General features: G+C 68.4%; 21 protein-coding genes and 1 pseudogene. 12 read left to right on the forward strand and 10 right to left on the reverse strand.

Annotated elements, in window-relative coordinates; translation table 11 throughout:
- Nucleotides 1-230 precede the first annotated feature (230 nt).
- On the reverse strand, nt 231-683 hold the full coding sequence (locus VNN10_16045; GenBank protein HXH23529.1) for an RNHCP domain-containing protein: 453 nt from the start codon (nt 681-683) through the stop codon (nt 231-233).
- Between the two features lie 2 nt (nt 684-685).
- A complete protein-coding gene (locus VNN10_16050) occupies nt 686-1627 on the reverse strand; it encodes an RIO1 family regulatory kinase/ATPase (GenBank protein ID HXH23530.1) in 942 nt (313 codons plus the stop codon).
- A gap of 508 nt (nt 1628-2135) precedes the next feature.
- Between VNN10_16050 and purL the strand changes: the two genes are divergently transcribed.
- The 5 genes and pseudogenes from purL (at nt 2136) to VNN10_16075 (ending at nt 8636) form a co-directional block, all read left to right on the forward strand.
- On the forward strand, nt 2136-4427 hold the full coding sequence (gene purL, locus VNN10_16055; GenBank protein ID HXH23531.1) for a phosphoribosylformylglycinamidine synthase subunit PurL: 2292 nt from the start codon (nt 2136-2138) through the stop codon (nt 4425-4427).
- 266 nt (nt 4428-4693) lie between these two features.
- On the forward strand, nt 4694-5182 hold the full coding sequence (gene rplI / locus VNN10_16060) for a 50S ribosomal protein L9 (GenBank protein ID HXH23532.1): 489 nt from the start codon (nt 4694-4696) through the stop codon (nt 5180-5182).
- A gap of 88 nt (nt 5183-5270) precedes the next feature.
- On the forward strand, nt 5271-6644 hold the full coding sequence (dnaB, locus tag VNN10_16065; GenBank protein ID HXH23533.1) for a replicative DNA helicase: 1374 nt from the start codon (nt 5271-5273) through the stop codon (nt 6642-6644).
- Entirely contained in the window at nt 6641-7393 is a 753-nt protein-coding gene (locus VNN10_16070; GenBank protein ID HXH23534.1) for a DnaD domain protein, read from the forward strand. The genes dnaB and VNN10_16070 overlap by 4 nt, the downstream gene beginning before the upstream one ends.
- Nucleotides 7335-8636: pseudogene (locus VNN10_16075) on the forward strand (ATP-binding protein). The gene VNN10_16070 and the pseudogene VNN10_16075 overlap by 59 nt, the downstream one beginning before the upstream one ends.
- Before the next feature lie 43 nt (nt 8637-8679).
- Here the strand turns inward: VNN10_16075 and VNN10_16080 are convergent.
- The gene (locus VNN10_16080) at nt 8680-9243 is read right to left on the reverse strand and encodes an NUDIX hydrolase (protein HXH23535.1); all 564 of its coding nucleotides are present in this window, start codon (nt 9241-9243) and stop codon (nt 8680-8682) included.
- A gap of 250 nt (nt 9244-9493) precedes the next feature.
- Between VNN10_16080 and VNN10_16085 the strand changes: the two genes are divergently transcribed.
- Nucleotides 9494-9793: a zinc-ribbon domain containing protein gene (locus VNN10_16085; protein ID HXH23536.1), complete on the forward strand. Its 300-nt coding sequence runs from the start codon at nt 9494-9496 to the stop codon at nt 9791-9793.
- Between the two features lie 98 nt (nt 9794-9891).
- On the opposite strand, the gene VNN10_16090 is transcribed toward VNN10_16085, so the two are convergent.
- The gene (locus tag VNN10_16090) at nt 9892-10590 is read right to left on the reverse strand and encodes a molybdenum cofactor biosynthesis protein MoaE (protein HXH23537.1); all 699 of its coding nucleotides are present in this window, start codon (nt 10588-10590) and stop codon (nt 9892-9894) included.
- Between the two features lie 214 nt (nt 10591-10804).
- Here VNN10_16090 and VNN10_16095 point away from each other — a divergent pair, with 214 nt between their 5' ends.
- The 3 genes from VNN10_16095 to VNN10_16105 all read left to right on the forward strand — a co-directional run bounded on the left by VNN10_16095 (nt 10805) and on the right by VNN10_16105 (nt 13001).
- The gene (locus VNN10_16095; protein HXH23538.1) at nt 10805-11497 is read left to right on the forward strand and encodes a ComF family protein; all 693 of its coding nucleotides are present in this window, start codon (nt 10805-10807) and stop codon (nt 11495-11497) included.
- Nucleotides 11497-12660 carry a hypothetical protein gene (locus VNN10_16100; protein HXH23539.1) on the forward strand — a complete coding sequence of 388 codons (1164 nt, stop codon included), beginning with the start codon at nt 11497-11499 and terminating at the stop codon, nt 12658-12660. Before VNN10_16095 ends, VNN10_16100 begins: the two co-directional genes overlap by 1 nt.
- 140 nt (nt 12661-12800) lie before the next feature.
- Nucleotides 12801-13001, forward strand: coding sequence for a hypothetical protein (locus tag VNN10_16105; GenBank protein ID HXH23540.1), 201 nt, complete (start codon nt 12801-12803; stop codon nt 12999-13001).
- Between the two features lie 175 nt (nt 13002-13176).
- Here the strand turns inward: VNN10_16105 and menA are convergent, their stop codons facing one another.
- Nucleotides 13177-14073, reverse strand: a complete 897-nt coding sequence (gene menA / locus VNN10_16110; GenBank protein ID HXH23541.1) for a 1,4-dihydroxy-2-naphthoate octaprenyltransferase — start codon at nt 14071-14073, stop codon at nt 13177-13179.
- A gap of 242 nt (nt 14074-14315) precedes the next feature.
- On the opposite strand from menA, the gene ppdK reads away from it, so the two are divergent.
- Complete coding sequence (gene ppdK, locus VNN10_16115; protein HXH23542.1) at nt 14316-17063, forward strand: pyruvate, phosphate dikinase; 2748 nt, start codon at nt 14316-14318, stop codon at nt 17061-17063.
- 278 nt (nt 17064-17341) lie between these two features.
- On the opposite strand, the gene VNN10_16120 is transcribed toward ppdK, so the two are convergent.
- The gene (locus VNN10_16120) at nt 17342-18952 is read right to left on the reverse strand and encodes an HD domain-containing phosphohydrolase (protein ID HXH23543.1); all 1611 of its coding nucleotides are present in this window, start codon (nt 18950-18952) and stop codon (nt 17342-17344) included.
- 453 nt (nt 18953-19405) lie between these two features.
- Between VNN10_16120 and VNN10_16125 the strand changes: the two genes are divergently transcribed.
- Nucleotides 19406-20224 carry a hypothetical protein gene (locus VNN10_16125; GenBank protein HXH23544.1) on the forward strand — a complete coding sequence of 273 codons (819 nt, stop codon included), beginning with the start codon at nt 19406-19408 and terminating at the stop codon, nt 20222-20224.
- Between the two features lie 126 nt (nt 20225-20350).
- On the forward strand, nt 20351-21304 hold the full coding sequence (locus tag VNN10_16130) for a TIGR03560 family F420-dependent LLM class oxidoreductase (GenBank protein HXH23545.1): 954 nt from the start codon (nt 20351-20353) through the stop codon (nt 21302-21304).
- Nucleotides 21305-21381: 77 nt separating this feature from the next.
- Here the strand turns inward: VNN10_16130 and VNN10_16135 are convergent, their stop codons facing one another.
- The 4 genes from VNN10_16135 to VNN10_16150 all read right to left on the reverse strand — a co-directional run bounded on the left by VNN10_16135 (nt 21382) and on the right by VNN10_16150 (nt 24094).
- Nucleotides 21382-21867 (reverse strand): BBE domain-containing protein, encoded by a 486-nt coding sequence (locus VNN10_16135; protein HXH23546.1) that lies wholly within the window; start codon nt 21865-21867, stop codon nt 21382-21384.
- Nucleotides 21868-21893: 26 nt separating this feature from the next.
- The gene (locus VNN10_16140) at nt 21894-22598 is read right to left on the reverse strand and encodes an FAD-dependent oxidoreductase (protein HXH23547.1); all 705 of its coding nucleotides are present in this window, start codon (nt 22596-22598) and stop codon (nt 21894-21896) included.
- A gap of 221 nt (nt 22599-22819) precedes the next feature.
- Nucleotides 22820-22984: a hypothetical protein gene (locus tag VNN10_16145; GenBank protein ID HXH23548.1), complete on the reverse strand. Its 165-nt coding sequence runs from the start codon at nt 22982-22984 to the stop codon at nt 22820-22822.
- 294 nt (nt 22985-23278) lie between these two features.
- Nucleotides 23279-24094 carry a LuxR C-terminal-related transcriptional regulator gene (locus VNN10_16150; GenBank protein ID HXH23549.1) on the reverse strand — a complete coding sequence of 272 codons (816 nt, stop codon included), beginning with the start codon at nt 24092-24094 and terminating at the stop codon, nt 23279-23281.
- Nucleotides 24095-24681: the final 587 nt, after the last annotated feature.

The following is a 24681-nucleotide window of genomic DNA, read 5'->3' on the forward strand; positions in this document are numbered from 1 at the left end:
CCCCGCCCCACCCCGGGCGCAGCGGTGCTGCGCCCCTACGCCCGGCGCCCCACCGGGCGCAGCGGTGCTGCGCCCCTACAACGGTGGTGCGCGTGTGAGGGGCGGAGGGAGGTGTTGGACGCCTGGCGTTGCCGCTGCCCGGCCCCGCCCCACCCCGGGCGCAGCGGTGCTGCGCCCCTACCCCTTGCCCACACCGGGCGCAGCAGTGCTACGTCGCTACGCCTGGCACCTCACCGCGCTTGCGGTCGGTGCTGCGTCGCTACGCCGGGCGCTCCCCCGGAGGCTGGGAGTAGGGCACCCAGGGCCCGGGGCAGCCGTTCGAGCGGGAAGGGCGGCCGCGCCAGGGGCTGGACGGCGAGCGACATCAACGCCAGCTCGGCGTCGTCGCCGGCCACGCGGTTGGCGGTCATTGCCCCGCAGGAAGTGCAGCGATGGATGACTGCCCATTCGCCGTTCCGCTTGACCCAGACGGCTATTGGCTCCATAGGCGACCGGCACGAGGAGCGGCGGCGGCCGTCCGGGCCGTCGAGGTGCAGGCTCCAGAGACAGTGCGGGCAGTGGTTGCGGTTGGCGGTCCCTGGTGCGGCCAGGGGCACGAAACGGCCGCACTGCACGCAGTCGAACCCGCCGCTGCTCGCGCCTGGTGGCAGGCGTATGCCGGGGCCCTGGTCCTTCGCCGCCATGGTCACAGCTCCGCCCGCATGTAGCGGCGCCAGAGGTCGCGCGACAACCGCCAGGCCTCGGCGCGCACGCCGAACTGCGAGAAGTAGCGCACGACGTTCGCGATGTCCCGTTCCAGTAGCTGCTGGGCCTGGCTGTTGAAGCGGGCGTCCACCGCCTGGGGGAAGTCGATCAGTACGACGCGGCCACCCCACCAGAGGATGTTGTGGGCGGAGAGGTCGCCATGGATTCGGTTCAGGGAGAGGGCGATCTCGACGTTGCGCATGGTGCGCTCGAACTGCTCCTCGGCATCCTCGCGGTTTAGCGCGACGCGCTGGAGCTGGGGCGCCGGCCCTTCTTCGTCCCCGACAAACTCGAGGAGGATGGCGTCTCCAGCGGCGGCAAGGGGACGCGGGACGTCGCAGCCGGCATCGTGCAGCTCTTTGAGGACCTCGTACTCGTGGTGGACCCAGGCGCCGGTCTGGACTTCGCGGCCGAAGCGGGTCTTCTTGGCCAGAGCGCGCTTGGCCTGGCCCTTCATGCCGCGAGTGCGCTCCTCCTGATAGACGGCGTCGTTCTTGAAGCGGTACTGCCGGGCGCGGAAGACTTTAGCGGCGACCAGGCCGGCCGGCTCGCCGGCCGGTCGGCCAGGAGCGACGGCCGGGGAGCCGCTTCCCGCCTCCTCTGCCTCTTGCTGGACTGCCGGGCTGCCGGACTGCTGAAGCGCCGCGCCGCCCTGCCACCCGTGCAGCCGGCGGGACATGTCGGCAGCAAGAAATCGCCCCGCCGCACAGCAGTACACCGAGGCCTCTTTACCGATGCTGACCAGATAGAGGACCTCGGAGATGAGGCCCTGGTCGTAGAAGGAGTCGAGCTGCTGGACGTGGTCGCGGCCCTGGGAGCGTCTCTGCATTCCCAGGCCGCCAACGTGGCCGCCCTCGGCCAGCGCTTCGTAGTCGTGTGTCACTTGAGTCTCCTCGATGGCCCGGACCTTCGGACACCGGACTTGCGGCATGGTGTGGCCGGACTCCCGGATGTGCGCAGTCTGGGCCAGTGGCCGGCTGGCGGGCCGGCGGCCTCGTGGCCAGGGCGTCTGATGGCCCCGACCGACTAGCCGCGGCGCCGGCCAGCCGAAATGGCAAGCGAAAGGCCGCCCCGAGGGACGGCCTGGCGACGCGATCGACGGGTATCGATCAGGGGGTCAGGAGACGGCCTTCGGAGGGCACGGTGCGCTGAGGCTGTGAGCAAGTACTGTTGCCATGTGTCGCGCCCTCCTTCGTGTGCAGTAGAACGCGAGACAGCGTACGGGTGCGCAGGCAGGGGTGTCAACGATCTCGAGCGCGGAAGCGGCAGCGCGAGCGCGGCACTGCGGTGGTGCGAGGCATCAGGCGGGGCAGGGCGGAGCCCGTCGCAGGTGGGCAGGAGCGGGTGCCTGCGCCTTGAGGGGTGGGGTCTGCGGGGCCTAAGATCGAGTCGTGCCCCGCGACGCCGAGACGTTGTCCCTTATCGCCCTCTCGCTGGACGAATATCACCGCATAGTCGACCTCCTCGACCGCGAGCCGAATGACGTGGAGCTCGGCATGTTCGGCGCGATGTGGAGCGAGCACTGCGGCTACAAGAACAGCAAGCCGCTGCTGCGGATGTTCCCGAGCACGGGCCCTCATGTGCTCACGACGCGCGGCGGCGAGAACGCGGGCGCTGTCGACATCGGCGGCGGGATGTGCGCGGTCTTCAAGATCGAGTCGCACAACCATCCCTCGGCGGTCGAGCCCTATCAGGGCGCGGCTACGGGGGTTGGCGGCATCGTGCGCGACATCTTCGCGATGGGCGCGCGGCCCATCGCCATCCTCGATTCGCTGCGGTTCGGCCCACTGCGGCCCGGTCCAGGCACCTCGCCGGAGGTGGCGGCGCGCAACCGCGCCCTCTTCCGGGGTGTGGTCGGCGGCATTGGCGGCTACGGCAACTGCCTCGGGGTGCCCACGGTCGGCGGGGAGGTGTCGTTCGCGCCCTCCTACAGCGGGAACCCGCTGGTGAACGCGATGTGTGTCGGCATCGCCCGCGCCGACAGGCTGCTGCGCGCGGTCGCCAAAGGGGCGGGCAACCCGATAATCCTGGTCGGCGCGGACACTGGCCGGGACGGAATCGGCGGAGCCAACGTCCTCGCGTCGCGCACCTTCGAGCAAGGGCAGGAGGAGCTGCGGCCTACGGTCCAGGTGGGGAACCCGTTCCTGGAGAAGCTGCTGATGGAGGCGTGCGTGGAGCTGGCCGAGAAGCACGCCGACTGGGTCGTGGGCCTGCAGGACTGCGGCGCCGCGGGCCTCACCAGCTCGCTCGTCGAGTGTGCCGCCCGCGGCGACTCCGGTGTGGACGTGGAGGTGGCCCGCGTGCCGCGGCGCGAGGAGGGCATGACCGCGGCCGAGGTGATGCTCAGCGAGTCCCAGGAACGGATGCTGGTGATCGCGAAGAAGGAGCACGAGGCCGACGTGCTGGAGCACTTCCGCCGCTGGGAAGTGCACGCCGACGTCATCGGCGAGGTCACGGATGAGCCGTACGTGCGCGTCTTCGACCACGGGGAGCTCGTAGTGAGCGTGCCCGCGAAGGTGTTCACAGAGCCACCGGAGTACCGGCGAGAGGGCGTCAAGCCCGCCGGCCTGGACCGCCTCCAGTCCTATGACCTGACTTCTTTGCCCGACCTCGACCCGAGCAAGGCCGGCGAGACGCTGCTACGACTGCTGGCGACGCCGGAGATCGCCTCGAAGCGCTGGATCTGGCGCCAGTACGACCACCAGGTGTTGACGAACACCGTGATCGGTCCGGGAGCGGACGCCGCGGTGCTGCGCGTCAAGGACGCAGCCCCGCGAGGCATTGCCGTGGCCACGGACGGCAACGGCAGGCTCTGCTACCTGGACCCGTATGCCGGCGGGGCCATCGCCGTGGCGGAGGCCTGCCGCAACGTCGCCTGCTCCGGTGCAAAGCCCATCGCGATTACGGACTGCCTCAACTTCGGGAACCCGGAGCGCCCGGATATCTACTGGCAGCTCGAGGAGGCCGTGAAGGGGATGTCGGCGGCCTGCGAGGCGCTCGGCACGCCAGTGGTCTCCGGCAACGTCTCCCTGTACAACGAGTCGGACGGGGTCGCCGTGTACCCCACTCCCATCGTGGGCGCCCTGGGCCTACTGGAGGACGCTGCCCGCGCGCTTTCTTCCGCCTTCCAGGACGAAGGCGACAGCGTTTACCTCGTGGGCGCTGGCTCGACGCTCCTCGCCGACGCGGACATGGAGACGTTCGCCCTGACGGGGACCGCTCACGACCTGGCAGGAAGCGAGTACCTGAACGAGGTCCACGGCCTTGTCGCCGGCCAGCCGGGGATAGACCTGCGCCTGGAAGCGCGGCTACAGGAGGCGCTGGTCCGGGCGGCCGAGCGCGGCCTGCTACGCTCGGCGCACGACTGCTCGCACGGCGGACTGGCCGTCACGATCGCGGAATGCTGTATCGGCCGCGGGATCGGCTTCTCCGTGGCGCAGCTCCCGATCGAAGGCCGGTTGGACGCGGCGCTCTTCGGCGAAGCGCAGAGCAGGGTGGTGGTCTCCGCGCGCCCCGAAGAGGCGCCGTCCCTGGAGGCGCTGCTGCGGTCGCTGGATGTGCCTTTCGCGCCGATCGGGCGGACTGGCGGAGAGAGTCTACGCATCGCTTCCTGGATTGACGTGGCCGTCGCCGAGCTCGAGGCTGCTTACGAGAGGGGCCTGCCGGATGCGCTGCGCGACTAGTCGGCGCGGCCTTAACGGGAGCGCAAGGAGGAAGGGCCGAATCTAAATGGACTTGACATACTGTCCGTACGTATGTTCTATACTACGAGCGCAACGTGACGTTTCGGTTCGTGGATAGTTTTGAGCCAAGAAACGCCGGAGTGTATCTTGATATGCAGACCCCCGCCGCAGAGAATTCCGTCGCTAGCCCCTACTGTCCGCCCCGTCGCCTGGAGTCGCCGTTCCAGGTCGGACAGTCGGGGCAAGCGCATGTCTAGGAGCCAAACATGCGTGTTGTGTTTCTCGACGATGTAGATGGCGTGGCGCGCGCCGGCGAGATCAAGAACGTCGCCGACGGCTACGCCCGCAATTTCCTGCTGCCCCGGAAGCTGGCGACCGCGGCCACGCCCGCCGAGGTCCACCGGGCCGAGGCCCGGGCCAAGAAGATCCAGGCGGAGCAGGCCAAGGCCGATGCCGCCGCCCAGGAGATCGCCAACCTCATCGACGAGCGGGTGATCACCATCCCCGCCCGCGCCGGCGAACAGGGGCGCCTGTTCGGCTCCGTCACGGCGTCGGACATCGCCGAAGAGCTATCGAAGCTGGCGAAGGCCCAGATCGACCACCGCCAGGTGCACCTGGGCCAGCCCATCAAGGAGCTTGGCTCGCAGCAGCTTACAGTTGCCTTGAGCCGCAACGTAAAGGCGACGGTCACGGTGCAGGTGGTCCCGGAGGGCAAGGAGGCGGAAGCGGAGCAGACGCCGGCGAGCGCGGACTAGCGCCCGCCGGGCAGAAGCCGGTCGCAGTGAGCGCGATGTAGAGGCCACACAGCAGCAAGCCGAGCCAACAGGGGGTCCCCGCCGCCCTATGTTCGAACAGCTCCCACCTCATGACGTCCAGGCCGAAGAAGCGGTTGTCGCGTCGCTGCTCGTCGACAGCGAGGCGATCTTCAAGGTCGCTGGCCTGCTCCAGCCCTCGGACTTTTTCCGCGAGGCGAACGCCTGGACCTACGAGGCTTGCCTGGCGCTCTGGCAGCGCAACGAGGCCGTCAACCAGATAACCGTCGCCCACGAGCTCGACCGGCGCGGCCGCCTCGAGGACGTCGGCGGGCTGACCTTCCTCAGCCGCCTCATCACCGAACTGCCCACGCCCATCGGCGTCGAGCATTTCGCCCAGATCGTCAAACGCGACGCCACCTACCGGCAGATGGTGGCGGTTGCCGGCACGATTGCGAAGATCGCCTTCGAGGGCGGCGCCGACCTGGAAGGGGCGCTGAGCAAGGCCGAGGCCCTGGTCTACGGACTGCGCTCCGGCGAGCGCCTGCGCGACTTCACCCACATCCGCGAGTTCCTCGACCCCTATCTCGTGCCCGCGGACGCGGAAGAGATGGCCCCTTTCGGCGGCAACGTCCGCACCGGTCTGAGCGACCTCGACATGCTCCTGGGCGGGCTGAACCCCAGCGACCTGATCATCGTCGCGGCGCGCACCGGAATGGGTAAGACGAGCCTGATGCTCAACTTCGCGCGCAACGCCGCTATCGGCCAGCACGCGAAGGTCGCGATCTTCTCGCTCGAGATGGCGGGCGAGCAGCTGGCCCAGCGGCTGCTCGCGGCGGAATCGCGCGTCGACTCTGCCCGCCTCCGTCTCGGCCTGCACAGCGAGGTCGAGGAGAGCCGGATCATGCACGCCTACGGCACGCTCTCGGACGCCAGTATCTACGTGGACGACAGCGCCGGGCTGCGGATTCCGGAGCTGCGGGCGAAGCTCATGCGCCTCAAGCGCGATGTCGGCCTCGACCTCGTGATCGTGGACTACCTGCAGCTGATCCAGGGCAACCGCAGCGACAACCGGGTGCAGGAGATCAGCTACATCACGCGCTCGCTGAAAGAGCTGGCGCGGGAGCTGGAGGTGCCGGTCGTGGCCGGGTCGCAGCTCTCGCGCGCTCCTGACCAGCGCCAGCCCCACATCCCCCAGCTGTCAGACCTGCGGGAGAGCGGCTCCATCGAACAGGACGCGGACGTGGTGATCTTCATCTACCGCGAGGAGAAGTACATGAGCCGCGAAGAGTGGCAGGCCCAGAACCCGGACAAGCCGCCCGGGCAGTACCCGGCAGGCAAGGCCCAGCTAATCGTGGCCAAGCACCGCAACGGCCCCACCGGGGTCATCGAGGTGCTGTTCAAGGACAACATCTCCAAGTTCGAGGACCCGATGACCCGCGCCCTCGACCGCGAATACGCATGACGGCGCTCCACCCCACGGGACCGGTACGCAAGGATGGGCACTTCACGGGCTTCGTCTCCGGCGCCCGAGCGACGGTAATCCCGGCCGCCTTCTTCACCGAGGTCATGCCTGGGATCGAGGACGAGGCCGAACTGCGGGTGACGCTGTACCTGATGTACGCCCTGGGGCGGCGTAAGGGCTACCCGCGCTTCGTCACGCGCTCCGAGCTCGAGGCCCTGGCGCCGCTGGCGGCGTCCCTGGCGTCTCTGCCGGGCGAAATCGAAGAGAACCTCGACCGGGGCCTCCGCCTCGCCGCCGAGCGGGGGACATTCCTGACCCTGGAGGTGGAGCGCGGCGGCCGCAAGGAGGGGATCTTCCTGCTGAACACGCCCGGCGACCGGCGCGCCTTTCAGGAGATCCTCAACGGGACGCTCTCGGTCGGCAGGCCTTTGCCGAGGCCGGCGCAGCCGCCGGCGCCGGAGAAGCACAACGTCTTTGCCCTCTACGAGGAGAACATAGGCCCCATTACGCCCCTGGTGGCGGAGGAGCTGCGGGAAGCCGAGCGCCTGTACCCGCCGGCATGGATCGAGGAGGCCGTGAAGGAGGCCGCGGTACTGAACAAGAGGTCCTGGCGCTACATCGCCCGGATCCTCGAGCGCTGGGCCATGGAAGGACGACAGGATGAGAAAGCTGGACGAGATCCTGCGGGGGATGACTCCATCCGAGCCCGGGTCATCCGCCGCTTCGACCAGCTCGCCGGCGACCGCTAACCAGCCGCGCCGGCAGGCGAGGGCGTCCTCCCGTGGCCCCGAGGCCTCGGAGGAAGAGGGCGCCTGCCCGGAGTGCGGCGGCGCTGGTTTCGTGCGCCGAGAGGTGCCCCTGGACCACCCGGACTTCGGCCGCGCCCTGCCGTGCCGCTGCGTCGCGGACGAGCCAGCGGCGACCCGCCTGGAACGGCTCCAGCGCTACAGCTCGCTCGGCCCGCTGACCCGCCTGACCTTCGAGAACCTCAACGAGCGCGGCCGGAGCCCGAACCCGCGCGACCAGCAGCAGTTCCGGGCGCTGGTGTCTGATGCCAGGGCGTTTGCGGACAACCCTGAAGGCTGGCTCCTGATCCACGGCCCCTCTGGGGCCGGCAAGACGCATGTCGCGGCGGCCATCGCTAACCGCTGCCTGGCCAACGGCACGCCGGCCCTGTTCGTCGTGGTCCCTGACCTCCTCGACCATCTGCGGGCTGCCTACAACCCGGCCAGCGAGGTGGGCTACGACCGCCTCTTCGAGCAGGTGCGAAACGCGCCGGTGCTGGTCCTCGACGACCTGGGGACGCAGAACGCGACCGCCTGGGCCCAGGAGAAGCTGTTCCAGATAGTCAACCACCGCTACAACACCCAGTTGCCCACGGTGGTGACGACCAACCTGCCCATCGAGCGGCTCGACGACCGCCTGCGCATGCGCCTCACGGACCCGGCCCTGGCGCGCGTCTACCACGTCGAGGCGAGCGCGCCGGCGGTCGACCTTGGCGCGCTCGACGCGCTCGACCTCGCCCGCGTGCGGGAGATGACCTTCGACAATTTCGATACGCGCCTGCCGCACCTCACGCAGGAGCAACGGCTAAACGTCGAGCGCGCCTGGAGAGCTGCTCTGGACTTCGCTGAGTCGCCGGAGAACTGGCTCGTCCTCGAGGGCGGACACGGCTGCGGCAAGACCCACCTGGCGGCGGCGATCGCGAACTACCGGCGCGCCCGCGGCGAGAAGCCACTCTTCCTGGTGGTGCCTGACCTTCTGGACTTCCTGCGGCACACCATGGAGCGCGACTCCCGCGCCAGCTTCTTCGAGGTGTTCGAGAACATCCGCGGCGCGCCGCTGCTGATCCTGGATGACCTCGGCGCCCAGAGCGACGTCGGCTGGGTCCGCGACCGGCTCTTCCAGCTGATCAATCATCGCTACGCCGCGCGGCTGCCGACAGTCTTCACCGTGAGCACGGACGCCTTCGACCGGATGGAGGAGCGGCTGCTGGCGCGGCTTTTCGACCCCAACATCAGCCTGGAACTGCCGATTACGGCCCCTGCGTACCTGGTGGACCTGGATGCCCAATCGCCCGGAGCCAGTCGCGCAGGGCGGCCGCAGTCGTCTCGAACGCGAGGTCCTGCCACGGGATCTCGTGGGGCCGGAACCAGGCCGTTTCGAGGGTCTCCGGGCCGGGGACGGGAAGGCCCGTGACTTCGAGCCCGCGGAAGACGAGCACCACCACGCCGTGCTGGACGCGCGTGTACACCCCGAGTAGCGGCCCGGCGCGGACGCGGAGGCCGACCTCTTCGAGCGCCTCGCGCTCGGCGCCCTCCTCGGCAGACTCCCCCATCTCCAGGTAGCCGCCGGGAAAGGCCCACCGGCCGTACGAAGGCTCGATGCCGCGACGCAGCAGGAGGACGCTGCCGTCGCGTTCGGGAAGGACGTTGGCCACCAGCTTCGGGTTCAGGTAATGGATGAAGCCGCACGTCCCGCAGACCAGCCGCACCCTGCCCTCTGCCTCTACGAAGCGCGAGGCGAGGCCCGAGCCACAGTGCTGGCAGAACCTGGGCTGGCCGAATGGGGGGTCGGGCAACTGCAGCGGGAGGGCCATGCAGAGAGCTTAGCGCGACGGCGCGAGAGCTGAGAACCAAACGAGCGCGGCCCTGCTCGCATTACATAACCGTTTCAAAGCTGGTGAAAGTGGTTGCATAAACGTATTGACTGAAAGCCGATCACCTACATAAACTCCGCCGGAATCAGCGCTTCCCCCGCCCTCGCGTCCTTCTCCGACGAAGGACGGCGCCGGTTCGCTCGCCGGAGCCAGGAGGCCCGGCCGTTCTGACATGCCTGGAGGGCGATCCATGTTGCAGGACAAGACGATCATCTGCCGGGACTGCGGGAACGGGTTCATCTTCACCGCCGGTGAGCAGGGCTTCTATCTCGAGAAGGGCCTCCTCAACGAACCCCAGCGCTGCCCGTCTTGCCGCGAGAACCGCCGGCGAGACCGCGGCGTCTCCCGCGCGGCGGCCACGATAACCTGTGCCAATTGCGGCACCCAGGCGGTGGTGCCCTTCGTGCCGCGCCATGACCGGCCGGTGTACTGCAACGCCTGCTACGAGACGAGAAAGGCAGCGGCGCCCGTGACGGCGGGCGCCAGGTAGCCGCGCTCCGGCGCTCACCGGCGGGCCGGATGCCGGGACACGCGGGCGGCGGCGCTCGCCACACGAGCAAGCCCCGGAGCTGATCGCTAACGGCGGGCCTACGTCTTTGCCGTCTCAGGCGGCTGCACGGGGTGGCCCTCCACCCAGGCGGCGCTGCCGTCGGCGAAGTGCTCTTTCTTCCAGACCGGGACGACTTCCTTGATACGGTCGACGGCCCAGAGGGCGGCCTCAAAGCCTTCACGCCGGTGCGGCGACGAGAGCGCGACCAGCAGGCTGGTCTCGCCGACCTCGAGGAGGCCGGTGCGGTGCCAGATGCCGATCTCGACGACATCGGGGAAGCGGCGCTTCACCTCGTCAGCCACCTCGCGCATCTTGCGCACGGCCATCGTCTCGTGCGCTTCGTACTCCAGCCGGAGTACGGCGCGGCCCTCCGCGTTGTTCCGCACGACCCCGTAGAAGACGATGACGGCGCCGCACTCGTCGCGGCGCACGAGGTCGAAGAGTTCCTGCTGGCGGGGCTCCAGGGGGTCGGCCGTCAACCAGAAGGGCTCGGCGCCGCCGCTTACGGGCGGTATCAGGGACACCTCGGCGCCGTCGTGCAGTTCTTCGTCCGTGGGGATGTACTCGTCGTCGATGGCGAAGACGAGCGTGCGCAGCATCGGCCGCACGATGGGATACTCATCTGCCAGCCGCGCCTTCAGGTCCGCGACGCGCGCGCCCTCCGGCAGCTCCATGACGATGTCCTTCTTGCCGACGAGGTCGTGCAGGCCAGCGAAGAGGCGAAGAGATACCTTCATCGTCCTGATTCTAGCAGGCGCCCCCACGGCGGCTTCAGCGCATCGATCGATTCCCCCACCCCGCAGGTGAGCGAACATGGGGTTAGGTACGGGGCTGCCGAATTGACTTGCGGTGGCCGTTTGCGGTGGACCCGGTGCGGCGATCCCGCAGCGCCTCGCCCTGCACTCGAACGGGGCCGCGCGCCGGCCGCCTCGTGTATCCTCGGCGTGCGTCATGGAGCTGCCAACACTGTCCCGGCTTGGCCGCCTGGCGGTCGACCTCCTCTATCCGCCCCTGTGTGCGCTCTGCGGGAGGCCGGGCGCGCTCCTGTGCGACGCCTGCCTCGACTCGTTTCCGCCGGCGGGCGGCCGCCGCTGCGGCTGCTGCTGGTTGCCGCTGGCGCCGGGCGGCTGTCGCTCGTGTCTCGCGCATCCCGTGGCGCTCCGGCGGATCAGATCTGCCTATCGCTACGCTGGCCCGGCCCGCGAGCTCGTGCACAGGTTCAAGTTCGGCGACCTGACCTCTCTGGCCGAAGTCATGGCCCCGCCGATGGCCTCGCTGGTCGAATGGCCTATCGATGCGGTAGCGCCGGTGCCCCTTACGCCGACGCGCGAGCGAGAGCGCGGCTACAACCAGGCCGCGCTGCTCGCCCGCGGCGTCGGGAGGGCCCTGGGGGCACCGGTCGTGACTGCGCTGAAGCGCACCCGCTCCGGACGGCCCCAGGCGCGCAGCGCCGGCGCCGACGAGAGGCGGGGGAACGTCGCCGGGGCGTTCGCGGTCCGCGACGCCGGATCTGTCAGGGACAGGAGCGTCCTCCTGGTGGACGATGTCGCGACCACGGGCGCTACGCTGGATGCCTGCGCCCGCGCGCTCCTGGACGCCGGGGCGCGGGAGGTCACAGCCGTCACCTTCGCGAGGGAGGACTAATGGTCGCAGGGCCATTCCTGGTGCTCTTCTGCGGCGGCCTGGGCGGTACGCCGGTGGAGGAACTGCAGGCCGGGGCGCTGCGCGAGTGCGCGCTCGACACTCTCGACGAGGCGCTGGCCACGGGCGCGTACGAGGGCGCTGTGGTCGTGGCGGACGCCGCTTCCGCTGATGCCCTGGGCCCGCGGCTGCCCCCCGGCGTGGTCCTCGACCGCGATGCACCGGGGCAGGAGTTCCACTTCGGGCGGCGGCTCACGGAAGTCGTACTGCGCTACGGACTCGAGCGCCCGGTGTACGTCGGCTGCGGCATGCCCCTCCTGAAGGGCGACGAGCTGGCGGCCGTAGCCTCTGCGCTCGAGAGCCAGGACCTGGCGGTGGTCAGCAACAACTTCTTCTCCGCCGACCTGGTGGGCTTCGTGCCAGGGGACGTGGTGCGCGACGTGGAGCTTCCGGACAACGACCGCATTCTGCCCCGCTTCCTTGTCCAGGAAGCCGGCCTCATCAACCAGGCGCTGCCGCGGACGATCGCGAACCAGTTCGACATCGATACGCCCATCGAGCTGTCCATCCTCGCCTATGCGGGCGGCGCCGGGCCGCGACTCACGGCCTGGCTGGCCGCCCATCCGGTCGAGACCGAGCGCATCGCGAAGGCTGCCTGGCTCTTCACGGACAACCAGGCAGTGGTGCTCGTCGCGGGCCGCATCGGCGGCGACACCATGGAGTACCTGCGCAACGAGACGGCGAGCCAGACGCGAGTGTACTCGGAAGAGCGTGGCATGCAGGCCGCGGGGCGGGACATCTCCGGGGAAGCCCGCTCCCTCCTGGGCTTCCACATTCAGGCGGTCGGCATAACGAGGTTCTTTGCGGAGCTGGGGCAACTGGCAAACGGCGCCTTCATCGATACGCGGCCAGTCTTCGCCCACATGGGACTGCGGCCCTCGCGCCCCGACAGGTTCCTCTCCGACGCCCTCCAGCCGGAGGGCATCGCCGACCCTTGGCTGCGCGAGTTCACGGCCGCCGCCCGCGAGGCGCCGATCCCCGTGGTCCTGGGAGGCCAGTCGCTGGTCACCTCCGGCCTCCAGCTGCTGGCCGAGGCGGCGTGGAAACGCCACGACCTGCTCGAGGCCGAGTACAAGGCCCGCGGCCGCGCACGGGAGCGGGGATGAACGTGGCGGTCAGAGTCCTCAGCGGTCAGGCCGAGCCTCTGCGCCTGGCCTTCAATGCCGCTGCCGCGAGGGTGCGCCTGCTGCTCCTCGTTTCGCCGACCTGAGAGGTGTGCCGGCAGGGGGTCTCTGCCATCCAGGAGGTGCTGCTCGCCAGGGAGCCTTCCGAGGCGCTTGCCGCGTTCGTCGCCTGGGTGCCGGTGCTGGCCGGCGACCGCGAACCTGACGCCGGGACCCTGGCGCTGGCGCCTGACGCCAGGGTGCAGCACTTCTGGGACCCGGACGGAACGCTCGCTGCGCCTTTCAAGTCCGTCCTGGCACTGCCGGGGAGGGTGCGGGCCTAGGACGTTTATATTCTCTATCCGCCGGGCGCGCGCTGGGATGACCTGCCGCCCGCGCCGGCCTACTGGCAGCACCAGCTAGGCGACGAGGTCAAGGCGCTTGCCCCCGTTCTGGACGCCGAGGCGATGCTGGTGCAGGCCAGGAAGCTGCTCCGGGCCTCGGGCTGACGCGGCGGGTCTACGTGAGCGCCCGCAACGCCAAGCCCGCCGCCAGCAGCAGCCCGAAGCGCATGTGCAGGCCGGCGGTGCCGCGCACCAGGGCGTTGAGCGCCGCCGCCTCGCGTTCGCGCAGGGCCCGCGCCGCGAGCACGGCGAAGGGCGCCGCCAGGAGAGAGAGGAGGCTCTCGGGCGGCAGCTGGCCGAGCACCACGCAGGCCGGCACCACGCCGAAGGGCGAGGCCGTCAGAGCCACGTAGACGTAATCGGCGGCGGGGCGGCCGAGGACGCCGGCGATCGTGATCTTGCCGCGCGCGCGGTCGTTTTCGATGTCGCGCAGGTTGTTCGCGTGCAGGATGTCGGCGACCAGCAGCCCGACGGGCAGGGAGGCGAAGAACTGCTCCCACGTCAGGCGCTCGACCTGGACGTAGGCCGAGGCCATGACCATGAGGACGCCCATGAAGCAGAACACCATCGCCTCGCCCAGTCCCCGCCGCCCGTAGGCGATGGGGGCTCCGGTGTAGAAGTAGCCTGCCAGAACGCTCGCGACGCCGGCGGCCAGGATGGGCCAGCCGGTGTAGGCGACGATGACGAGGCCGCAGGCGGCGCCGGCCGCGAAGCAGGCAATGGCCGCCCTGTGTACGGCCCGGGCAGAGATGAGGCCTCGCTGGATCACTCCCCCGAGCGTCGCGGCGGGCTGCACGCGGTCGACGAAGTCGAAGAAGTCGGTGGCCAGGTTGGTGCCGGCCTGGATGAGGACCGAGCCGGCGAGGGCGAGCGCGAAAAGCAGCGGCCGGAACTCCTGCTCCGCCGCAACCGCCGTGCCGACCAGCACCGGCACGATCGAGGCTGGGTAGGAGAAGGGCCGGAGCGCGATCCACCACGCCCGCCGCTTCGAGATTTCGCCCGCTGCCGTCACGCCGTCAGCCTACGCCGAACCCATCTGCCGGGTCGAGCCATACTGCCGGACGGTCGGTCCCGCGAGGGCAGGCCGCCGTTACGGACGGCCTCACTCGGCCGCGCGGCAACCTGAAGCTCGAGGGCGCGTTGATATAATCGAAGCTGTCCGGCGCCGGGCAGGAGCGCCGGCCCTTCGCGGTCATCTACGGACTCGCCCCCGCCGCGGGCGGGCTTTGCAGCGACGCACCAAAGGGAACGACCATGACCACAGCCACGACCTCTCCGGAGCAGGCCCGGACCAAGGACGGCAAGTTCGTATACCTCTTCGGCGGCGGCAAGGCCGATGGCAACGCCGACATGAAGGACCTCTTGGGCGGCAAGGGCGCCGGCCTCGCCGAGATGACGAACATCGGCATCCCGGTGCCGCCCGGCTTCACGATCACCACCGAGGTCTGCACCGAGTTCTACAAGAACAACCGCCAGTACCCGGCCGGCCTGGAAGAGCAGGTGCGCGAGGGCGTGGCCTTCGTGGAGAACCTCCTCGGGCGCAAGTTCGGCGACCCGGAACGGCCGCTGCTCTTCTCCGTGCGCTCCGGCGCGCGCGTTTCGATGCCCGGAATGATGGACACGGTCTTGAACCTCGGTATCAACGACGCCGTCGCCGAGGGCCTGGCCCGCGAGTCTGGCGACCGCCGCTTCGCGATGGACTCCTACCGCCGGTTCGTCCAGATGTACGGCGACGTCGTGCTCGACCTCAAGCCGCAGGACAAGGAGGAAGACCCCTTCGAGGTCATCCTCCAGGCCAAGAAGCGCGAGCGCGGCGTCCAGCTTGACACCGAGCTCACTGCGGACGACCTCTGGGACCTGGTGGTCAGGTTCAAGGAGGAGATCTGGAAGCGGAAGGGCATGGCCTTCCCGGAAGACCCCTGGCAGCAGCTCTGGGGCGCCATCGGCGCCGTCTTCGGCTCCTGGGAGAACCCGCGGGCGGTGGCCTACCGCCGCATTTACGAGATCCCCTCTGACTGGGGCACCGCGGTCAACGTCCAGGCGATGGTGTTTGGCAACCTTGGTGACGACTGCGCCACCGGCGTCGCCTTTACGCGCGACCCGGCGTCCGGCGAGAAGGTCTTCTACGGGGAGTATCTGATCAACGCCCAGGGCGAGGACGTGGTCGCGGGCATCCGCACGCCGCAGCCGGTGACGAAGGCGGCCGCGGGCCCCGGGCAGGTCTCGCTCGAAGAGCTGATGCCGGATGTATTCCGGCAGCTGGACGAGACGCGCGAGGTCCTGGAACGCCACTACCGGGACATGCAGGACATCGAATTCACGATCCAGAAGGGCAAGCTCTGGCTCCTGCAGACCCGCAGCGGCAAGCGCACGGCGAAGGCGATGGTGAAGATCGCCGTCGACTTCGTGAAGGAGGGCCTGATCTCCGCCGATGAGGCGATCCTGCGCATCGAGCCCGACAAGCTCAACGAGCTCCTGCATCCGACGTTCGACCGCAACGCCCGCCGCGAGGTGCTCGCTACCGGGCTCCCGGCCTCGCCCGGCGCCGCGGTGGGCAAGATCGTGTTCAGCGCCGACGACGCTGTCGAGATGGCGAACCGGGGCGAGCAGGTGATCCTTGTCCGCATCGAGACGTCTCCGGAGGACATCCACGGCATGCAGGTCGCGGCGGGGATACTTACGGCGCGCGGTGGCATGACCTCGCACGCTGCCGTGGTGGCGCGCGGGATGGGCCGGACCTGCGTGGCGGGCTGCGGCGCGCTACAGATCGACTACCGCAACGAGAGCTTCTCGGTGGAGCTGGAGAACCATCGCACGGTGACGCTGCGGAAGGGGGCCGTGATCAGCCTGGACGGCAGCACCGGCGAGGTCATGCTCGGCTCCGTGCCCGTCGTCGCTGCCGAGCTCGACGAGGACTTCCAGACGATGATGAGCTGGGTGGACGAGCGCCGGCGCCTCAAGGTGCGCACGAACGCCGACACGCCCGGCGACGCGGAGTTGGCGCGCAAGTTCGGCGCGGAGGGCATCGGGCTTTGCCGCACCGAGCACATGTTCTTCGACCCGGAGCGCATCCTGGCCGTCCGCGAGATGATCCTTGCCGAGGACACGGAGGGCCGCCGGCGGGCGCTGGAGAAGATCCTGCCGATGCAGCGCCAGGACTTCGAGGGCATTTTCCGGGCGATGGACGGCTACCCGGTGACGATCCGGCTCCTCGACCCACCCCTGCACGAGTTCCTGCCCAAGACCGAGGAGGAGATCGCCCAGGTGGCTCGCGACCTCGGGCGCTCGGTCGACGACGTCCGCCAACGCAACGAGATGCTGCACGAGGCGAACCCGATGTTGGGCCACCGTGGCTGCCGCCTGGGCGTCACCTACCCGGAGATCTACGAGACCCAGGTGCGGGCGATCTTCGAGGCTGCCGTCAACGTGACGCGCGAGGGCGTGCGTGTCATCCCCGAGGTCATGATCCCGCTGGTGGCCGTCCCCGAGGAGCTGAAGCTGCTCCGCGCTCTGACGGTCGAGACGGCTGAGCGGATCATGAAAGACGCCGGCGTCAGCATCGAGTACCTGGTCGGCACCATGATCGAGCTGCCGCGGGCGTGCGTGGTCGCGGACCGCATCGCAGACCACGCCGACTTCTTCTCCTTCGGCACGAACGACCTCACGCAGACCACGTACGGCATCTCCCGCGACGACTCGGCGCACTTCGTGCCTTACTACCTGGAGCACGGCATTCTGACCAGCGACCCGACGGTGAAGCTCGACCAGGTCGGCGTCGGCGAGCTGATCCGCATCGGCATAGAGCGCGGGCGGCGCACGAAGCCAGCCCTGAAGGTCGGGATCTGCGGCGAGCACGGCGGCGAGCCGACCTCGGTCGAGTTCTGCCACCGCGAGGGCTTCGATTACGTGAGCGCCTCGCCCTACCGGGTGCCGATCGCCCGCGTCGCGGCGGCGCAGGGCGCTCTACGCGACCGCGTCGCCGTCGGCGTGAAGGCGGAGTGATCGGAAATGTCCGGCCTCGAGGTGCCCGCGGAGGGGACGCCTCTTGTCCGGGCCGAGAGGCGGCCCGGACAAGAGGCGCACCTGGCAAGCGCCGGCCATTCGCCGCGTCACGATGTTTGGCGCTGGTGTGTAGCCTGTCCACGCAGACTCCGCCTCGCTGCGTTCCGCGCGGCCGGGCCCTGGGACGTCGTGGCTTACGAGACTACGGCCTCGCTTCGCCCGTTTCGACAGGGCCGTCCTCCGAAAGGGAAGCTCGCAACCGCGCTAAGGCTTGAGAGTTAGGCGGTAGACGTCTGCGCGGCATCTTCGCGCCAGACTTCGAAAAAGACCTCTGTTACACGCGGGTCGAACTGAGACCCTGCGCCCTTCTGGATCTCGGCGAGGGCATCCTCTGGCGTCCAGGCATTCTTATACGGGCGATTGGAGATTAGGGCGTCGTACACGTCTGCGACGGATACGATGCGGGCGCTGAGAGGAATGTCCTCTCCGGAGAGCCCATCCGGGTAACCCTTGCCGTCCCAGCGCTCATGATGCCAGCGGGCAACCTCGCGCGCCGTGCTCAGGTAGCTCCCGCTAAGCAGGCTCTCGCCATCGAGTGTGTGCCGCCGGATCACCTCTCGCTCTTCGGGAGTGAGCCTTCCGGGCTTGAGGAGGATGGAGTCAGGCACGGAGATCTTACCGATGTCGTGCATACGGCTAGCCAGCACTATCTCTCTGACCCGGGCCTCGTCCCCCACGAGCCGCTGTCCCATGAGGCCAACCCAGTGCTGGAGGTTCTCAAGGTGTCTGGCCGTGGTGTGGTCGCGCGCCTCTGCCGCCGCCGCCAGGCGGGCGATGTTCTCCATGTAAGCGTCGCGCTCGCGCGCTTTGGAGACGCGCAGTTCGCGCATGAGCTGCGCTGCTCTTATGGCGACGGCCGCGACATCGGACATGCGCGAGAGGATCTCCAACTCGCCCCGCGAGTAGCGTCTGACTTCGCGATTAGCCACGGAGAGCACGCCGACGAAGATGTCGGTGACCCATAAGGGTTGGAGCACCGTCGTTCGGACACCAAACCGCCGGAAGAACTCGGCCTCTTCGTCACTAATGAAGGGCCTGATGGCCGGATGCTGCAGATCCGGGATCACCCAAGGCTGCTTCCATTCAGCCAAGAGACCCACGCTTTGCCCCTCGGGGCGAGCTACACGGCTCATGCTGCGCAACCGGACCTCGAGGAGTTCGCGCCAGCGTTCGGCTCCCGCCTGCCAATCTGGCCAGGAGGGGTCGGTATAGAGGTTGCGGGCGAGCTGGCCGGAATCGAGGTCGTAAGAGTCTATGGCGACGGAAGTCGACTTGGTTGCTTCCGCGACCTGCTGCGCCAGTATGCCTAGCACTTCCGGGACGGAGTTGGACTGCAGGACGACCGAAAGCATCTCCGTGACGGCAGTCATGGAATCCGCGCGGGCTTCGACGTTTGCTAGAAGCCGCGTCCCTCTCACGGTGCGCAGGCAGAACCTCGCCGTCAGTACCGCACGGGCCAAGTCGCCGTCCTGAACCTGCTCGGGCGGGCCGGCAACGACGAGGCGATAGTCGCCCGCGACTCCGTCGATGGGGACACTGAGGAACTGAGCCGTCTCGTCTCTGTACAGTGCAGAGCACTCGAAGATGCCCTCGACTCTCAGTGGGTCAAGGGCGGGCGATGGCTTGCTGCCGGCGAACCATCTGCAACGTCCACGAGGGTCCCGGAAGAAGATGTCGACGCCGGCGGCACCCAGATCGGCGGCCGCGAGTTCGAGCGCCACGATGACATCGTTCTTGATGACCGAGTGGACGTCGTCGAGTCCCGCCGGTTCGCGAAGTAAATCTTCCGCCGAGAGCGCCAACGCGCGCTCTATCGGGTTGTAGACCATTTCAATGTACTTATCGGTTGCCCCTTAAGCCTGCCGTAGGGTTGGGCTGTGTTCCAGCAGCCCTGCCTGCCCACAGCGCAGGCAGTCGGGCTCGGTGTTCAGGCCTCAACAAGCCAGCAGGGCGCTCTGAAGCGGCCCCGACTGGAGGTCGCGACTCACGCAGGTATCGTCGCCGGAGAGCACTGATAACTCCCTACGGGAATTGCAGCATTAGAGGCTGCGTCCATGTCGATAGCGCCCACAGCGGCCTTGGGAGGGGTAGTCGCTCCAACTCTGCCGGGACCTGACGCCCACGTTCACGTTGATATAATCGCGGCACGGTGCGGCGCTTCGTGCGTGAGGGTGCGACGCGCTGCCGCCGTTCCCAAACTCGCGCCTGAGTGGCCAACTGCAGGGACAGATGCGTGCTAGCAACAATAGGGGCGCCGTCGGCGTGAAGGCGGACTAGGGCGCATGGCTGCCGAGCCGGCGACGGCCGGCACCTCCACGCCGCCACTGGCCGGGTGGCCCCTGGCATCGCTGCCGGCCCGCGTCAAGGTAGCCCTCCTCCTGGTCGCCGTCGGTCTCCTGACCATTGCCGGCGTTGTCGCCTCCCGTGAGTACCCGCGGCCGGGCCTTCGCGACGCCACCGAGCTCGAGCGTCAGATCATCGCCGTCTTCCGGGACCCGGCGGTGGAGGTCTGGGACGAGACGCTGATCGGTGACCTCCTGGTCGAGCGCTTCTATATTGCCGATGTCGTGACCGGGGAACGCTACGTAGCCGACCTCCTCAAGGGCCGCATCGACGGCATCGAGGTCGTGCCGCGCGAGGACCAGCCGGAGGCAGCGGTCTACCTGTTGAAGAGCCGCGAGATGCGCCGCGACAAGGCGTTTTTCAATGCCTACCTCAAGGCCGTCGTGGACCCGGCGGCGCTGCCCGGCCGGTACCTCGGCGCAGTCATGCCCTCCGGCGACAGCGACGCCTTCCCAGTGAATTACACGGGCGAGCTGCCGGCCGAGCGCTGGGCCTTCGCGGTAGGGGACTTCAGTGACCCGTACGCTTATGCCCTTCGTCAAGATTACAGGGAGATCACGGCGCCGCGCGGCATCAACGTGCGCGGCTACATCTACGTCCTGAATACGTCGGACTTGCTGCCCGTCTTCAAGAGCGAGTTCGGCCTCGGCAAGACCGTCTTCGTCTCCGAGCTCCTGGTCGTGGACGCGACGGCGCGCGACAACAAGGTGGTCTACTTCCGTCTGCTGGATCAGTACCCGCGCTCTCCCAACCCCTGAGTGCGGCCTGATGCGCCTTCAAACCCGGAGGTTCCGGCCTGCGCCGGCGGGCCATTGCCCGCCGGACGAGATGGCCTCCGTCCCCACCTGCCGTGATACCGTATCGCCAGCGATAGGGAGGGTGCCATGAAGCTGGGCGTGATGATCGAAGGCCAGGAGGGGCTGAACTGGGAGCGCTGGAAGGAGATCGTCCGGGCGACCGAAGAGCTTGGCTACGAATCTCTCTGGCGCTCCGACCACTTCTTCTCCCTGATGGGCGCCCGCGACCGTGACGCCCTCGAGACCTTCGTTTCCCTGGTGCACGTTGCCGAGAACACGTCGCGCATCCGCTTCGGCACGCTCGTGTGCTCGATGACCTTCCGGCATCCGGCGCTCGTCGCGCGCATGGCCGCGGGCATCGATCGCCTGTCCGGCGGGCGTTTCATCCTGGGCATCGGGGCCGGCTGGAACGTGCCGGAGCACGAGGCCTTCGGTATCCCCTTCCCGCCTCTGAAGGAACGCATGGACATCCTCGAGGACTCGGCGGCGATCATCACGGGCCTCTGGCGCGAGCCGTCCTTCACGTTCAAGGGCCGCGTCTTCGAGTTGAAGGACGCGCGACTCAACCCCAAGCCGGCGCAGTCGCCCGCGCCGCTGCTGATCGGCGGCGGGGGCGAAAGGCGCACGCTGCGCGCTGTTGCGCGCTACGCCTCGGAGTGGAACGTGACGCCGATGCCAATCGAGCGCTACCGGCAGAAGGTCGCTGCCCTCGAAGGGCACTGCGCCGCGGCCGGCCGGGACCCGTCGACTATTGCCCGCTCGATGATGTGCGGCTTCATCGTCGGGCGGGACGAGGCCGAGGCACTCGAGCGGGTGAGGGCGCTGCAGCAGGTGATGCCGATGCTGGCTCAGACGCCGGCGGAGCAGGTGCTGCGCGGCATGGCCGGCCGGGGCTGGCTGGCGGGGACGCCGGAGCAGGTCGTGGTGCAGATAAAGGCGCTCGAAGCGGAGGGCATCAGCCGGATAATGCTCCAGCACCACAACCAGACGGACTTCGACGCGCTGGAGCTCATCGCCGCCGAGGTCATGCCGCGAGTGTGAGCACGGGAACTGGAGCCGCGCGAATGGCTGGCACCTGACGCCGCGCCAGGGCGCATGTCCGGCACGAAGAAGTCGCCTTAGCTCTGTGGCGGGATGTTTGCGTTCAGGCGGAACAGGTTCGCTGGGTCAAACTTCGCCTTCAATTGCGCCAGCCGGTCGTAGTTCGCGCCGTAGGCCTCCCTGACGCGCTCCTGCGGCTCATCGCCGAGGTCATTGACGTAATTCGCCCGCTCGCTGTATGGCTGCATAGCCTCCCAGAACTCGCGAGCCCAGGCTACGCACGCCTGCGCCTCCGCTGGATCGGACCAGGCTGCGGTTGGGAAGAAGTTATGGTGTGGGAAACGGTGAGGGAAAGCCGTAGCACCCGGCGCGACGCGGACAGCGGCGTCGTGGAGATGCTGCAGCCCGACCGATGACGTCCCGTTCGGCAAGCGCGCGGCAAAGCTGAGCAGGACATCGATGGCGCCATCGCTGATGTCGGAGACAAGGCTGGACTTCCAGTAGTACGAGTAGCCCTTAGGGAACGCAGCTTCGAGGAGACGCTGCATATCGACATAAGGCATCACGGCGACAGTGTCGGCGGCCGGTTTCAGTGCTGTGCGCAGGGGCCGAAGAACGGCTTCGCCCTCGCCGACATCTCCGGAGAAGCAGGGCACAACCGCAATCGCCCTGCCATCCGGACCGGACAACATGGCGACGATACAGCTGAGTTCATCCGACGCGGTTTCGCGAACTCGTTGTAGGTCTGGAGCACCTCGCGCCCGGCATCGAAGGGATACAGCAGCATGCCGCCGAGAACGGGGCCCTGCTCGTGCAGGACGTATTGGAATGAGGTGACGATGCCGAAATTCGCGCCGGCGCCGCGGACTGCCCAGAAGAGGTCCGTGTTCTCCTCGGCGCTGGCGGCGATCAGGCGACCCTCAGCGGTGACGAGGTCGACTGAGAGCAGGTTGTCGCAGGCGAGGCCGTACTTCCCGGCCAGCCAGCCGTAGCCGCCGCCGAGGGTCAGTCCTGCGATTCCCGTGTCGGGCACAACCCCCATCGTCGTGGCCAGGCCGAACGCTTGCGTGGCCCGGTCGAACTCACCAAGCCTGAGCCCGGGCGCCGCCCTTGCGATCCCCTGCGCGGGGTCAACCCAAACACTTCGCATGAGGGCCAGGTCTATGACCATGCCCCCATCGCAGGTGGACTTGCCGGCCGGGTTGTGCCCACCGCCGCGGACCGCGATGACGAGCCCTGCCCGGCGGGCGAAGTTGACCGCGGCGATGACGTCGTCGACCGTTGCGGGCCTCACTATCAACGCCGGGCGCCTGTTTATGGTTGCGTTCCACACGCGGCGGGCGCGCTCATACGCTTGGTCGGACGGAGTAATCACCTCCCCGCGGAGAAGAGAGCGAAGAGAGTCCAAGCTAGCCGTTGTCACCATCGTCATGCCCTCTCCGGTGTGTCCCGCCGCACGGCGCCCCGCGCGGGCAGAGCCATGCCTCGCGGCGCCTCAGGGTCTCGGGCGCGTTCCTAGCTGCAGGCCAGGTGGTCGGCCAACTCAACGATGTCGCCGACTCCCGGGGACACGTCCGGCCACGAGTGTGGATTTTTCGCGAACCAGCTCACGATGTCACCCAGGCCATCCACGTCATCCGGGAGGTCTATGCCCAGGATGCCCTCGAGCGCCGCGGCCACCGCTCCCGCATTCCGCGCCCATTCGAGGTTAGTGTGTCCGAATTCCTCGCATCCCCCCTGGTGGCCTCCCTGTGCGCCGAAGCGGGTGCGGCGCCGGCCACGACGGCCGACGCCAGGATGCCGGCCGCAAGGCCCATCATCAACCGTGATTTCATGTCCCTTGCCCTCCTTCTGCCGGACGTCCGCCGGGCTCGGTCTGAGCCGCTGTCCGGCGAATCGCCCGGTAGGGGGAAGTTAGCGCTGAGCGCAGGGCGGGGCGTCCGGTGAACTACCCAAAGTCGGGGATTGCGGGAACTACGTAGGGGAGGCGGCCAATAGGCCGTGCTGGAGAGCGTAGGCTGCGGCTTCGGCGCGCGAGTGAATGTCGAGTTTGAGATAGACGTTGCTAATGTGGCGCTCGACCGTCCTTACGCTGAGTACCAGATCCTGAGCTACCTGCGTGCTGGTCATACCGGCGGCGATCCGGCTCAGCACCTCGACTTCGCGTTCGGTGAGGTTGTGGTGTGCCGGGAGGTCGTCAGCTTCCGGGGCAGGGGGCCGCAGGAAGCGGTGGATCTCGCGCACCAGGCGCCGCCGGTGGGCCAGGGGACTCGCGCTGTTGCTCTCGAACGGGAGGAAGCGGGCACAGGGCAGGCGTGCGGCCAGTTCGCGCCCCTGTGAGAAAGGTATCCATGGATCGTCCAGGCCGTGAATCACTAGCGTGGGTGTGGTCACCCGTTCGAGGACGGCGCCGACGTTGGAGTCGAAGATCGCTTTGATCACGGCCGCCTGGACCTGCGGCGTGGCGGCAGCCTTTCCGATGTCGCGCAGTTCGCGCTGTTGCTCGACAGAGAGCTCCGGGGCGTCCGTGAACTCGAAGATCGGGAAGCCGAACTCCGCGGTGTACTCGATCATGGGGCCCTGGCGTTCCAGGGGCACGATCTCGCGCCCGCTGACAAAGGCGCTGTTGAGCACGAGATGCGAGACGCGCTCCCCGTGCCTGGCCACGTAGTAGATGCAGATAGGTCCCGCCAGGTCGCCGAGGCTCAAGAGGTTGAAGCGCTCCAGCGCCAGATGATCGACGACAGCTTCGAGGTCCGCGAGGAGGGAGGTCGAAGCTCGGGGGGTCACGGTCCGAAAGCCCCGTGCCGCGCATGTCGTAACGGACCAGGGTGAAGCCATCAGCGAGTTGCTGGAGGAAGCGCCGGGACGTGGGCATGTCCCACTCCATCTGGAGGTGGACCGGCCAGCCGCAGGCGTACACGAGCGGCGGCCCATCACCAAGAGTTGCGTAGGCGATCCTGACGCCGTCCCGGGTCGAACAGAAGCCGATCGCTTGTTCCGCCATTTGCCGGCGCGCTAATCAGAGTGGAAACGATGCGCGGCGTTCTGCGACTCGGGGTAGTGGCTCTCCCTCCACGGTAGCCGGGCTACGCCAGCGGCGTCTCCCCATCGATGATAGGGACTCCGTCGCCCCGGGTGGCGCAGGGAGCGCGAGAAGTCGATGAAGGTCTCCTCCTCCTTGGCGTGCCGGGGTCGGATGGGGCTCGCGTCCGACGCGTCGGCTCCGTTACCCGAGGACCAGGGGCACAAGCATTTCTTCGGGCAGGAGGCCGCCGTGCATGCCCTTGAGCGCATGCACATTCGGTTCGCCGGCGTAGGTAATGGCGCCTCGGCCGCAAGCAATCGCAACGTAGTCACCGGCGCGCGCCCGGGCC

The organism is Dehalococcoidia bacterium (assembly GCA_035574915.1).
Classification (GTDB): domain Bacteria; phylum Chloroflexota; class Dehalococcoidia; order DSTF01; family WHTK01; genus DATLYJ01.

Coding starts and splice junctions, on each gene's coding strand:
- VNN10_16070 (HXH23534.1), top strand. CDS start 6,641: ATGACGGCGCTCCACCCCACGGGACCGGTACGCAAGGATGGGCACTTC.
- VNN10_16120 (HXH23543.1), bottom strand. CDS start 18,952: ATGGTCTACAACCCGATAGAGCGCGCGTTGGCGCTCTCGGCGGAAGAT.
- VNN10_16090 (HXH23537.1), bottom strand. CDS start 10,590: ATGAAGGTATCTCTTCGCCTCTTCGCTGGCCTGCACGACCTCGTCGGC.
- VNN10_16045 (HXH23529.1), bottom strand. CDS start 683: ATGGCGGCGAAGGACCAGGGCCCCGGCATACGCCTGCCACCAGGCGCG.
- VNN10_16080 (HXH23535.1), bottom strand. CDS start 9,243: ATGGCCCTCCCGCTGCAGTTGCCCGACCCCCCATTCGGCCAGCCCAGG.
- VNN10_16125 (HXH23544.1), top strand. CDS start 19,406: ATGGCTGCCGAGCCGGCGACGGCCGGCACCTCCACGCCGCCACTGGCC.
- VNN10_16095 (HXH23538.1), top strand. CDS start 10,805: ATGGAGCTGCCAACACTGTCCCGGCTTGGCCGCCTGGCGGTCGACCTC.
- VNN10_16100 (HXH23539.1), top strand. CDS start 11,497: ATGGTCGCAGGGCCATTCCTGGTGCTCTTCTGCGGCGGCCTGGGCGGT.
- VNN10_16135 (HXH23546.1), bottom strand. CDS start 21,867: ATGCCTTATGTCGATATGCAGCGTCTCCTCGAAGCTGCGTTCCCTAAG.
- VNN10_16130 (HXH23545.1), top strand. CDS start 20,351: ATGAAGCTGGGCGTGATGATCGAAGGCCAGGAGGGGCTGAACTGGGAG.
- dnaB (HXH23533.1), top strand. CDS start 5,271: ATGTTCGAACAGCTCCCACCTCATGACGTCCAGGCCGAAGAAGCGGTT.
- ppdK (HXH23542.1), top strand. CDS start 14,316: ATGACCACAGCCACGACCTCTCCGGAGCAGGCCCGGACCAAGGACGGC.
- rplI (HXH23532.1), top strand. CDS start 4,694: ATGCGTGTTGTGTTTCTCGACGATGTAGATGGCGTGGCGCGCGCCGGC.
- VNN10_16085 (HXH23536.1), top strand. CDS start 9,494: ATGTTGCAGGACAAGACGATCATCTGCCGGGACTGCGGGAACGGGTTC.